This is a genomic window from Ignavibacteria bacterium, assembly GCA_025612375.1.
Lineage (GTDB): Bacteria > Bacteroidota > Ignavibacteria > Ignavibacteriales > SURF-24 > JAAXKN01.
Genome location: JAAXKN010000001.1, coordinates 392,028 through 404,776, shown reverse-complemented (window position 1 = coordinate 404,776; position 12,749 = coordinate 392,028). Strand labels below are relative to the sequence as shown.

Below are 12,749 nucleotides of genomic sequence, written 5' to 3'. Positions count from 1 at the left end.
GTTTTTTTTATGCACTTCCTTTTTTCCGGGCCCTTTTTCAGCGGTCCATTTTTCAGAACTGCGCCAGTCTTTCAACATCTTCAATTGTAATTGTCATCAGGTCCTCATCGCCTACATCTGTGAGCTTTGAGATCCTTTCTTCCTGGTTGCTTATTGTCTCGTAGAGGATCTGACGGGCAGTACGCGCATTGCCGAAATTCTTATCGCGCTTTGTGTAAAGGCGCGTAAAGATCTCGAGCAGAAACTGCAGAGCCCCCTCATCAAGCTTGTAGCCCGATTCGTCTGCGATGTTTGCCGCAATCTCAAGCATCTGCCTGGGGGAATAATCTTCAAATGTAAGTATATTCGAAAAGCGGGATTTCAGGCCCGGATTTGAGTTCAAAAAGCGGTTCATCTCATCAGGGTATCCCGCGGTAATTACGGCAAACTGCCCTTTGAAGTCTTCCATCCTTTTTAAGAGTGTATCTATTGCTTCCTGTCCGAAGTCGTTGCCATTCCTGGAAAGTGTGTATGCCTCGTCAATAAAGAGTGTGCCGCCCAGTGCCTGACGGATAACTTCATCAGTTTTAATTGCCGTCTGCCCCTGGTATCCTGCAACAAGCGAGGCCCGGTCAACTTCAACTAAATGCCCCTTTTCCAGGAGTCCCATCTCTTTATATATCCTGCTCAAAAGGCGTGCAACCGTTGTTTTTCCGGTTCCCGGGTTTCCCAGGAAAACAGCGTGCATATTTTTCTCAATAACTGAAAGGCCTCTTTTCTCCCTTAGCTTCGCCACTTTCAGGCCCGAGACGAGTTTCTCGACCGTCTTTTTTACCTGCAGAAGCCCGGTCAGGTTTTTAAGCTCCTGCATGCAGTGGTTCAGCTGCTCTATGTCGCCTTCTACCCTGAAGCTTCTCTTCTCACTTGCGCCGTAAATCAGGCTCTTCATATCCGCAAGTTTTATGGTTCCGGCTTCGGTTTCGGTTCTCCTGGCCTCGGGCATTTCAGACATGCGGAGCATCTGGTTTTTCAGTGCGCTTTCAACAAGGTTTCTTACAATTCTGGCGTTGCCGAAGGATTTATCGCGGTTTCTGTAAAGCGTGTTGTAGTATTTTCTTAAAGGCTCCCTTGCATCACTTTCAAGTGAGAAGCCTTTTTGGGAGACCATGGAAAGCGTTATCTCAAGCAGGTCGTCGGGGTTATAATCCTCAAATGTAATGGTTTTTGTAAAGCGCGACCTGAGTCCGGGATTACTCTCCAGAAAATTTTTCATTTCATCGGTGTACCCGGCGGCAATAACAATAAACTTGTCGCGGTCGTCTTCCATCCTCTTTAAGAGTGTGTCAATTGCCTCCTGGCCGAAATCCTGCCCGCCGCCCGACTTTTTAACCAGGCTGTAGGCCTCGTCAATAAAAAGTGTGCCGCCAAGAGCCTGGTCAATAACTTCCGAGGTCTGAATGGCCGTCTGCCCTGTATAGCCTGAAACCAGCCTTTGCCTGTCGGCCTCAACTAAATGCCCGCGGGGCAGGATCCCCAGGGCTGAAATAATTTCACTGTATATACGGGCTACTGTTGTTTTTCCGGTTCCGGGATTGCCAAGGAAAACAAGGTGCGATAAGAACTTTTTATTCAGATCCTCTCCCTGGCTTGCCAGATACCTGGCTAGCTTTACGGTCTCGGAGATCTCCTTTTTAACGGATTCAATTCCTGAAAGGCTGTTTATTTTTTCCAGAGCACGGCTGAGAGCTTCTTCATCAATCGGGATTGAAACATTTTTCTCCTTTTCTGTTGAAAGGATCGCTTTTATGTCTTCTTCAGTAATCGTCATCATAGCCTGTTTTGACTTTTCCTGGTCGCTTAGCCTGGTAAATCTTCTGCTCAGCTGAAGCTTGGATTCGTTAAAGAACCTGCCGGACAAACGGGCGTTGCCGAAAGATTTGTCGCGCTTCCTGTAAAGGCGCGTAAATTCTTTTTTTATCATTTCAAGGGCTTCTTCGCTTGGAGTATACTCCTCGGCAGAAGCTGTTGCCTTAAATATCTCCAGAAGTTCTTCGGGTGAATAATCCTCAAAGTCAAAGCTGTGTGTAAAGCGGCTTTTTAGTCCCGGGTTGGAATTAAGGAAAGCCTGCATTTCCTCGGGATAACCTGCTGCAATGACCACAAATTCACCCTTATGGTCCTCCATCCTTTTTAAGAGTGTGTCAATTGCCTCCTGGCCGAAATCCTGCCCGCCGCCTGACTTTTTAACCAGGCTGTAGGCCTCGTCAATAAAAAGCACGCCGCCCATGGCTTCCGATACAAGCTTGTCTGTTTTTATGGCGGTCTCGCCTATATACTGTCCCACGAGGCCGGCCCTGTCCACTTCAACGATGTGTCCTTTTTCAAGAAAACCCATCGCCTTAAGAATCTTTCCCAGCATACGGGCTACAGTTGTTTTACCTGTACCGGGGTTTCCCTGAAAAACACAGTGCAGCGTAAAGTTTGAGCTGCTGCTAAGGCCCAGCCTTTGCCTTTCATTCTGAAATTCAAGATAGCTGATAAAATCCCTCAGAGCTTCTTTAACTTTATTTAACCCCGTAAGGCTATCAAGATTCTGGAGCAGAACCTCAAGCGGCTCCTCCTCCTGTGGAAGCGGAAGGTAAGAGTAGTTCCGGTTAACTTTAACGGGACTTATCTCCGGGACGGGATCAGGCTCCCCGGGCAGGGTTTCAGTTTCATCGGGCAGATATCTTGCTTCAGCCGACTGCTCAATTTCAGTTGTGGAAATTAAAAACCAGCGTTCACATACCTTATGTTCATCAATAAGGATTTCAACTCTAGCCTGTCCTTTTTCCCAGTATCCCGGAACCTCAGCCCCCCAGTACTGGACGAAAGTTGCCTCCTCCCAAGACTTATCAATAAAGACGCTGAAGCTGTTCCGGCCTATTTCCTCTCCGTTCAGGTACCAGAGAGCCTCGCCGGAAAGGCTGAAATCCCTCGTCTGGTAAAACGGGTTACTTAGGAGAAGCTCCGTTCCGATAAAGGATGTATTCCGGGCGCTGAACTGTACGAGGTATCTTTTAATTTCTCCGCTTGTGTTGGAGCTGAACGGGAACATTTTAGCATCCAGGAACTCCGCGAAGGGGTTTGAGTGGCTCTTAAAATCTATTCTTTTACGGAGGCTTATAACCCCGTTATTTTTGTCTTCAATTTCAGGAGAAGGCTTTTCTTTGGCGTTTTGAGAATCCTCACGCTCTTTTTCTGCCGGAAGAGGGCTTTCCGGATCATCATTATTCTTTTTACTGCAGAGCCTTAAAAGCTCAACATAAATGGCCTTAAATTCCACATTTCCCCGGAGGCCTTCTTTTAATTTTTCTGCTTTCTGCAGGGCGGGGAGGTATTGAAAAAGAGCAGTCATCGCGCGCAGTTCCAGTATCTGTGCCTTTTGGAGCATCTCTTCAGAAACATTTCCTGATAATTTATTGGAAATGATCTTTCCTGCAATAAGAAGCGTAAACCAGTTCTCGCCAAAGCTGAGCGCCTTTTCAGCCTCTTCAAGCTGCTCTATTCCGGCATCTGCCTTTTCTTCAAAGAGGTCGTTATATCCGGCTGCAATTCTGTACCATCTTTTGCGCTCCTTAAAATCCGGGACATTCTCCCCCGAGACCAGTATGGCTTTTTCCATCTCCTCCAGGGCTTCAAAGTACCTTCCCAGTCCGGCAAGGCTCCTTGCCCGGCTTAAGTAAGCCATCGATAAGAGATATTCCTCGTTTTTAACTGCAACGTCAAGATCGCTTAAGGCTCCTTCGTAAATACTCATACGGCTGAGGAAAAGGCCCCTGTAGAGGTGCGAATTAAAACTGTGTTCGTCAGATTCCACAGCCAGGTTTGCCAGTTCAAGAGCCTTGGCGGGGCTGCCGTTCTCCAGAAGCGCCCAGGCGTGGCAGATAATTGCGCTGCTGTCATTTGGCATTGCCTCGTAGGCCTGTCTTGAAGTCTCAAGCGCCGCCTGAAATCTTCCGTTCCTTAAGTGCCCGTATGCCGTTGCTATGAGCTCTCTTAAGTCAATGGAACCTGTGCCGTTTATATCTTTAATTTTCATATTATCTTAAATTCAAGAATTACTTCGTTTTGGACCTTTTGCGATCTGAGCCGGGCTTTAAGCCTGCTGCTTGAAATGGTTCAGCAAATATATAATATTTTTCTTTAAAAAAACCGGGTTTACCGGGACTTTACTATCGAAAGAAGTCCAAAAGTTATTGAACTGTTCCTCAGGCTCCATTCATGGCTAAATGAAAAAAAAATGTTTAATTTAGAACTTCCTGAAACTTCCTGCGTCTAAATTTCCAGAAGGGTCAAGATTTTAAGCATGGAGGACATATGAAAAGAGTTTTACTGGCTTCAGCATTATTATTTCTCGTTTTTGCCGGCTGCCACGGTTTCGGATTCAACTGCCACGGCTTTGGCGGTGTAAGAGGAAGCGGCATAAGCAGGGAAGAAACACGCTCTTTGAGCGATTTTAACGCGGTTGATATTGGTGGAGCATATGAGGTAAATATCACCTGCGGCTCTACTCCGGGTGTGACGATAAGTGCTGAAAGTAATATTCTGCCGCTAATAAAATCGGAAATCAGCGGAAATACTTTGCATATTTATAATACAAAGAGCATAAACCCGAAGAAAAAGATAAAGGTAAATATTACGGCTTCTAATATTGATGAAGTGGAAACTTCCGGGGCAAGCAACATAACGGTTGAAAACGTAAATAACGACAGGATTAAGCTCGATGCAAGCGGTGCCGGGAAAATGTATCTTTCGGGCAAAACCGGCATGCTGAGGCTAAGCCTCTCGGGTGCCGTGAAAGTGGAAGCCCGTGACCTTCTTGCAGATAACGCCAATGTGGAAATCAGCGGCGCTTCAAAGGCCGAGGTTTACGCCTCTAAGGAATTAAGAGCCGACATATCGGGTGTGGGAAGCCTGGATTACTACGGAAACCCCAAGAATGTGAGAAGAAGCGTTTCAGGCATCGGTTCAATTACTGAAAAATAAGGCGCATAATTTTTAATAAAATGGAATACCCCCTGCCGGGTATTCCTTTTTTTTTGTCCTGTTTTTTTCTTTTGCTGGCTAAAGTGCAATAGGAGAAAATTGAATCTTTCTTAAATTGAATGTATCTTTTGAAAGCAACAATTTCAGGAAAAAACATGGAAAATTTCAGTCCGCAAATAGCTATAATAATGGGAAGCGATTCCGATCTGCCCGTAATGAAAGAAGCCGCCAGTGTCTGCGATCAGTTCGGCGTCATGTTCGAGCTTAAGATCATATCGGCACACCGTACACCTCACATGCTGGCAGAATATGCTACAGAGGCCATAAACAGGGGTATTAAGGTAATTATTGCAGGCGCCGGAGGGGCAGCACATCTTCCGGGTGTAACCGCGGCATACACTCCGCTGCCGGTAATAGGAGTTCCTATTTTAAGTAAATCCTTAAACGGGTTGGACTCACTGCTGTCCATCGTTCAGATGCCTTCAGGCATTCCTGTAGCTACGGTAGCTATCGGGGGAGCGAAAAACGCGGCTCTTCTTGCCATACAGATCCTGGCAGTGGAGGACAAGGGCCTGCTTGAGAAAGTAAAGAATTACAAGAAGAAACTTGCAGAAGAATCTGCGGCAAAAAACAATGCGATCGGCTAGTAACCTTCTCCGGTCCTGAGCAATTCTAAAATAAAGGGCCCTGAATGCCCCATTGGCGGCATTCAGGGCTTCTCATTTCTTTTTCCACATAAAATCAAGATTATCCGCCCAAATTGCACCAGAGGTCCAATTTTATTGTACTTTTTCCTTTTCTTATTGTTAGGAAAATAATAGTTATTGTTAGAAAAATTCACAATAAGTATCCGTCATAAAAACTCATATGTGCCCATTTTGAGCTAAAAATGAGGGGGCGAAAAATGGCACATTAATTGCAAAAGTCATAGCAAACCAAACATAGGTATTAAGATGCATTCAAACATTTTCTCCAATTATCCTCCCAAAGATAAAAGCAATTTAATATCCTTGCTGCAAGAGGTGCAGAATATATATGGTTACCTACCCGAATCAGCTCTGATGGATATTAGCGAATTTCTTGATATGCCCCTGAGCAGGATCTATGGAGTTGCTACCTTTTACAACCAGTTCAGATTAAAACCCCTTGGGAAAAACATCATAAGAGTATGCAGGGGAACAGCATGCCACGTGAAAGGTTCAGCAAACCTGTTATTTGCTTTGGAAACAGCCTTGAACTGCAAGGCAGGGGAGACCACAAGAGATAAGAATTTTACTTTGGAAGTTGTAGCTTGTATCGGAGCATGCAGTATTGCTCCTGTTATTGTTGTAAATGATGACTATTACGGCAGAGCAACCGTAAAGGACATCCCGAGAATCCTGAAAAAATATACTGCTTCAGAAGTCTCATCAGAAAAAATTGAAGAACAAATTACGAGCGAACAATGAAAACCTTTCTGGATAAATGCTGTGATGAATGCTGGCACAGCTTAGAAAAACCGTGCAGCCAATTTGTTACATGCTGCACCGAAGGCCCCCTTTGCCACCATAATTCCGAATGTCAGGAAAAGTTCATCAGCCTGAACAAACAATTGACCTTTAAGGAGCACGACCTTCCTGTAATTTTTATTGGAATGGGTACCTGCGGACTGGCATCAGGGGCGAAAAAAGTTGAAGAGGCTATCGTAAATGAATTAAAAAGACTTAATATCAATGCCCGCATCGTAGCTACAGGCTGTATAGGCTACTGTGCGAAAGAAGTAATTGTAGACATTAAACTCCCCGGACAGGACAGAATTTCGTACTGCGAAATTGTCCCTAAAATTGTCCCAAAGCTCATACAAAGGACAATAGTGGAAAAAGGAGTTTTCAAGGAAAAACTCTTAGGAACCCACGGAAAATCCACTCCTGAAGTCCCAAACATCAACGAAGACCCGTTTTTCAAGCATCAGCTTAAAGTTGTACTTGAAAACTGCGGAATTATCGATCCTGTATCAATTGACGCCTACTTAAGTGTAGGAGGCTTCAAAGGATTTGACAAAGTCCTGCGCCTCATGAAACCAGAAGGCGTTGTAAAGGAAGTCCTGGCCAGTGGACTAAGGGGACGCGGCGGCGGCGGATTTCCTACAGGAAAGAAGTGGGAACTCGCCCTTAAGAATAAGAGCGACGTAAAGTACATCATCTGCAACGCTGATGAAGGCGATCCGGGTGCATTCATGGACCGCTCAGTCCTGGAAAGCGATCCCTACAGGATAATTGAAGGAATGCTCATTGCTGCCTATGCAATTGAAGCCACCAACGGCTATATATACTGCCGTGCAGAATATCCGCTTGCAATTGAAAGGCTGGAAAACTCAATTAAAGAGTGCAGGAAATACGGACTGCTTGGTAAGAACATACTTGGCAGCAATTTCAGCTTTGACCTGAAAGTTAAAAAAGGTGCCGGAGCTTTTGTCTGCGGCGAGGAAACGGCACTTATTGCCTCAATTGAAGGCAAGCGCGGAATGCCGAAGCCCAGACCCCCTTACCCGGCTAATTCAGGGCTCTGGGGTAAGCCGACCATCATAAATAACGTTGAAACCTTTGCCAACGTGCCTGCCGTAATAGCCAGAGGCTCAGGCTGGTTCTCCTCAATCGGTACGCAATCGAGCAAGGGAACAAAAGTATTTGCGCTTTCCGGCAAAATCAAGAACTCGGGCCTCGTTGAAGTGCCTATGGGAGTTACGCTTGAAGACGTGGTCTTCAAGATCGGGGGCGGAATTCCAAACAACAAGCTCTTTAAGGCTGTTCAGATAGGAGGCCCTTCGGGCGGATGCCTTCCTGACAGCGTCATTAAGACACAGGTTGACTATGAATCTCTCAAAACCGTAGGTGCCATGATGGGTTCAGGCGGATTTGTAGTAATGGATGAAGATACCTGTATGGTTGACATAGCAAGATTCTTCCTCTCATTTATACAGAACGAATCCTGCGGAAAATGCGTGCCGTGCCGCGAAGGAACAAAGCGCATGCTCGAAATAATTGAAAGAATTCCAAGGAGCTACAAGAATACAAAGGACAAACTGGACCAGCTGCAAAGGTTCAAGGGGGTTGTTCACCTGCAGCGCCTGGCCGACGTGATAAAAGATACCTCTCTTTGCGGCCTCGGGCAGACGGCTCCAAACCCGGTCCTTTCAGGCTTAAGGTACTTTAAGGAAGAATACGAAGCTCATCTCTACGACAGGAAATGCCCTGCAGGAGTCTGCAAGGAGCTTTTGACATTTACCATAGACAACAGCATCTGCTCGGGCTGCGGGCTTTGCCTGAAGAAATGTCCAAATGAAGCCATTGCCGGAGAGAAGGGGCAGGCACACTACATTATTCAGGATAAATGCATTCAGTGCGGCATGTGTTTCGAAAGCTGCCGTTTTAAGGCTATTGAGATAAACTAATTTTTTCCGATTAAATCGAAATAGTAGGAGATTCTAATGGTTCAGTTAACCATAAATAGTATTAAAGTTAATGCAGAAGAAGGAATGACAATTCTTGATGCTGCAAAATCTGTGGGAATACATGTGCCTACTTTATGCCATCTGAAGAATCTGACTCCCACAGGAGCCTGCCGTATGTGCGTTGTGGAAGTCGAAGGGCAGAGGGGACTCATCCCAAGCTGTGCTTATCCGGTCTATGAGGGAATGGTGGTTGAAACAAATTCCCCGAGGGTAAGGCGCGCAAGAAAAACCATTGTGGAACTGCTCGTTGAAAATCATCCGCAGGATTGCCTCGTCTGCGTCCGCAACAAGAACTGCGAGCTGCAGGACCTCTCCGAACAGTACGGCGTAAGAGAACACCGCTACGCAGGAGAAACCAAAAAACATGCTATCGACGTTTCAAGCCCTTCAATTGAAAGGGATCCTGCCAAGTGCATACTCTGCGGCAGGTGCGTCCGTGTGTGCAATGAGATTCAGAAAGTAGGTGCAATTGACTTTACAAACAGGGGATTTTCAAGCATAGTTACGACCCCGTACAACAAAGGGATCAATGTCAGCGAATGCATACTCTGCGGGCAATGCATACTCGTCTGCCCTACGGCAGCATTGAGGGAAAGAAGCGCTCTTAAAGAAGTGGCATACGCTCTGAACGACAAGAAAAAATTTACCATCGCTCAGGTTGCTCCTGCAGTGCGTGCTTCACTGGGTGAGGAATACAACCTCCCTATGGGCACAAACGTTACCGGACAGCTGGTTACGGGCTTAAAACGCCTCGGCTTCGACAAGGTCTTTGACACAAACTTTGCCGCAGACCTTACAATTATGGAAGAGGGGACGGAGCTGGTCAACAGGATCAAGAATAATAAGAAGCTCCCGATGTTTACAAGCTGCTGCCCGGGCTGGATTAAATACATTGAGCAGAACAGGCCTGAAATGCTTGAACACATTTCAACCTGCAAGTCGCCTCATGAAATGCTTGGCGCCATAACAAAGACCTATTATGCAAAGAAGATGGGGCTTGACCCGAAGGATATATTTGTTGTTTCCATCATGCCCTGCACGGTTAAGAAATTTGAATCTGACCGCCCGGAACTCTCTGAAGTCCTGATGCAGGACGTAGATGCAGTTCTGACAACACGCGAACTAGTCAGGTATTTCAAAATGGCCGGAATCGATTTCAGCGATCTTCCCGAAGACAAATTCGACAACCCGCTAGGGGAGTCAACCGGCGCTGCCGTAATCTTCGGAACCTCAGGCGGCGTAATGGAAGCGGCCCTTAGAACAGCATACCACATACTTACCGGAAACGAGCTTGAAAAGCTTGAGTTTGAAGACATACGCGGACTCAAGGGCATTAAAGAAACTTCCGTAAAGATCGATAGTATGGAATTACATATTGCTGTTGTCAATGGAATCGGAAACGTCGGTCCTGTTCTGGACGAAATTCAGAATGGCACGTCAAAATACGATTTCATTGAAGTTATGGCCTGCCCCGGCGGCTGCATAAACGGCGGGGGACAGCCGATACACAACAAGCCTGAAAAGGTACAAAAGAGAATTAAAGCTCTCTATGAAATAGATGCAGAGATGGCCTGCCGCAGGAGCCATGATAACGAGGCGGTAAAAACCATCTATAAGGAGTTTTTCAAGGAGCCGAACAGCCATAAATCGCATGAAATTCTGCATACTACGTATACCGACAGAAAAGAACTCCTAAAGAACAGTGTCGGTTAAAAGGTACAGCAGGTAGTTTTTAAGTTCAGCTTTATATTGTTTGCATAACCAGGTAGAATCCGAGAGCAATGGGCAAAAGTATTGTAAGCACAATAGGGCAGAAATGCAAAAGATGTTACTCTTGTATCAGAGAATGCCCTGCTATTGCTATCCGGGTTGTCAATGGTCAGGCTGTGGTCATCGGGGACAGGTGCATCAGCTGCGGGCATTGTCTGAAAGTCTGCTCACAGCAGGCAAAGCAGATAAAAAGCGACATTGAGGTTATACTTGAGGATATACTTACCACAGGTAAGGCCGTCGCCATAATTGCTCCGTCGTTTGCCGCCTCTTTTCCCGAAAGCTATACAAAGCTGCCTGCTGCACTTCGTCTTCTGGGTTTTAAGACGGTTGCAGAGACCGCATTCGGGGCTGATCTGATAGGGCAGCTTTATTCCCGGGAAATGGAATCCTTTAATGGCAAGACGATAATCAGTTCGTCGTGCCCGGCTGTTTATAACTATATTGAAAAATATCGTGAAGAGCTGGTGCCGAACCTGGCTACAATCGTCTCTCCCATGATAGCAATGGGAAGATACCTGAAGGCCAACCTGGGAAAAGACATTAAGGTTGTCTTTATAGGGCCCTGTGTTGCAAAAAAAAGCGAGTATATAGACGACGAGGTGTCAGGCGCAATTGATGCCGTTCTTACCTTTACAGAGCTGAAGGAAATCTTCAGGAACAAGAAAATTGAGCTTTCCGGCCTTCCGGATGACGATTTTGACCCGCCGCACTCACATATGGGAAAGGTTTTCCCTCTTGCGGGCGGACTCCTGAAGACGGCTTCTATTTCGAACGACATTCTTGCCAAAGAGACCATTGTTGTTGAAGGCAAGGACAAAGTGCTTGAAATACTCAACGAGATAGCGCAGGGAAACATTAATTCGAAATTTGTTGACATACTTTTCTGCGAGGGGTGCATCAGCGGCCCGGCTATTGACAGTGACCTTAATTACTACTCAAAAAGGGAAAAGGTCATTAAGTATTGCGAAGAAAAGATCAACAACGTTGACAAGCATTTGTGGAAAAGCAACATTTTCAACAGCCGGAATATCAGTTTCAGGAGGAATTTCTCTTCGAAAAACCAGAGAAAGCCGATGCCTTCTGAAGAGAAGATAAAGGAAATACTGGCCCGTTCTAATAAATTTGAAAAGCAGGATGAGCTCAACTGCACGGCTTGCGGCTATGTTTCATGCCGTGAGTATGCCGTTGCAATTGCAAAGGGTCTGGCTGAGGATGAAATGTGCCTGCCGTATTTAATTGACAAGCTTGAAAAAGCCTATGATGAGCTGAAAAATACGCAGGAGCAGCTCCACTCGGCAGAAAAGCTGGCCTCAATCGGGCAGCTTGCCGCGGGTGTGGCGCACGAGATAAATAACCCTCTGGGCACAATTTTACTCTATTCATCCATGCTCAGGAATGAATGGTCGAAGGTCTCGGGCTGCAATCAGTACACGGAAGATCTCAACATGATAATCGATGAGACCAACCGCTGCAAGTATATTGTAGCTAATCTTCTGAACTTTGCGCGTCAGGGGAAGCTGAAACTTTCGAAAATCAATATCTGGGAGCTTTTATCCAAGATCATGAAGGCTTTTTCCATTAATCCGGTCTATAAGGACGTAAAGATAGTCCTGGAAAATACGGCTGAAGAACCGGTTATTGAAGCCGATGCCGACCAGATTAAGGAAGTGTTCCTTAACGTCCTGAACAACGCATTTGAATCTTTTGAGGACAAGAAAGATAAGAATGTATCTGTAAGGGTATTGAGGCAGGAGGAATATCTCGTCGTGGAATTTAAGGATACGGGCTGCGGCATACCAAAAGAAAATTTAAGTAAGCTGTTTACCCCTTTCTTTACTACAAAGAAAATGGGAAAGGGCACAGGCCTCGGCCTGGCAATAACCTATGGCATCATAAAAATGCACAGAGGAGACATTGGGGTTCAAAGTAAACTGGGTGAGGGGACTACATTCACGCTGAAGCTTCCTTCTCATCTTAACAATCAAACTATTATGAACTAAGGAGTTGAATAAATGTCAGTTCACGAAAAAGTAAAAAAAATTCTTCTGGTTGATGACGATATTGATCTTCTTGAACAGCATACGATCTTGCTGAAATCCAAAGGCTATGAAATTATTACAGCTGAAAACGTGGAAGATGGCTGGAACGAGTTTAAGAAAGAAAAGCCTGATGCCGCAATTTTAGACCTTATCATGGAAGAGCACGATTCGGGTTTCATTCTTTGCCATAGGATAAAAAGAGATCCCTACGGAAAAAATATTCCCGTATTTCTTCTTACAAGCGCAACGTACCTTACGGGCTATAAATTCGGCTCCTCTACAAGCGAGGAGAAGGAATGGATAAAGTGCGATGCAGTGCTCAACAAGCCTATAGTTTTTGAAGAGCTCCTTAAAAAACTGGAGCATTTCTTTGAAACTGTGGCCTGATTTTTATATAATGTATATCAATTATTATTCGTAAATTTATCCGGGATAAGTAT

8 protein-coding genes are annotated in these 12,749 nt (G+C 45.6%); 7 read left to right on the top strand and 1 reads right to left on the bottom strand.

Annotated elements, in window-relative coordinates; translation table 11 throughout:
• Positions 1-52: 52 nt before the first annotated feature.
• Complete coding sequence (locus HF312_01635) at positions 53-4,060, bottom strand: AAA family ATPase (protein ID MCU7518885.1); 4,008 nt, start codon at positions 4,058-4,060, stop codon at positions 53-55.
• Positions 4,061-4,338: 278 nt separating this feature from the next.
• Here HF312_01635 and HF312_01630 point away from each other — a divergent pair, with 278 nt between their 5' ends.
• From HF312_01630 to HF312_01600, 7 genes are all read left to right on the top strand, one after another.
• Entirely contained in the window at positions 4,339-5,007 is a 669-nt protein-coding gene (locus tag HF312_01630; protein MCU7518884.1) for a DUF2807 domain-containing protein, read from the top strand.
• A 155-nt stretch (positions 5,008-5,162) separates the two neighbouring features.
• Positions 5,163-5,654 carry a 5-(carboxyamino)imidazole ribonucleotide mutase gene (gene purE / locus HF312_01625; GenBank protein MCU7518883.1) on the top strand — a complete coding sequence of 164 codons (492 nt, stop codon included), beginning with the start codon at positions 5,163-5,165 and terminating at the stop codon, positions 5,652-5,654.
• A gap of 306 nt (positions 5,655-5,960) precedes the next feature.
• Positions 5,961-6,455: an NADH-quinone oxidoreductase subunit NuoE gene (gene nuoE, locus HF312_01620; GenBank protein MCU7518882.1), complete on the top strand. Its 495-nt coding sequence runs from the start codon at positions 5,961-5,963 to the stop codon at positions 6,453-6,455.
• Entirely contained in the window at positions 6,452-8,437 is a 1,986-nt protein-coding gene (locus HF312_01615; GenBank protein ID MCU7518881.1) for an NADH-quinone oxidoreductase subunit NuoF, read from the top strand. Before nuoE ends, HF312_01615 begins: the two co-directional genes overlap by 4 nt.
• 30 nt (positions 8,438-8,467) lie before the next feature.
• Positions 8,468-10,210 carry a 2Fe-2S iron-sulfur cluster binding domain-containing protein gene (locus HF312_01610; GenBank protein MCU7518880.1) on the top strand — a complete coding sequence of 581 codons (1,743 nt, stop codon included), beginning with the start codon at positions 8,468-8,470 and terminating at the stop codon, positions 10,208-10,210.
• 68 nt (positions 10,211-10,278) lie between these two features.
• Positions 10,279-12,270 carry a GHKL domain-containing protein gene (locus HF312_01605; GenBank protein MCU7518879.1) on the top strand — a complete coding sequence of 664 codons (1,992 nt, stop codon included), beginning with the start codon at positions 10,279-10,281 and terminating at the stop codon, positions 12,268-12,270.
• A 12-nt stretch (positions 12,271-12,282) separates the two neighbouring features.
• Positions 12,283-12,696: a response regulator gene (locus tag HF312_01600; GenBank protein MCU7518878.1), complete on the top strand. Its 414-nt coding sequence runs from the start codon at positions 12,283-12,285 to the stop codon at positions 12,694-12,696.
• Positions 12,697-12,749 lie beyond the last annotated feature (53 nt).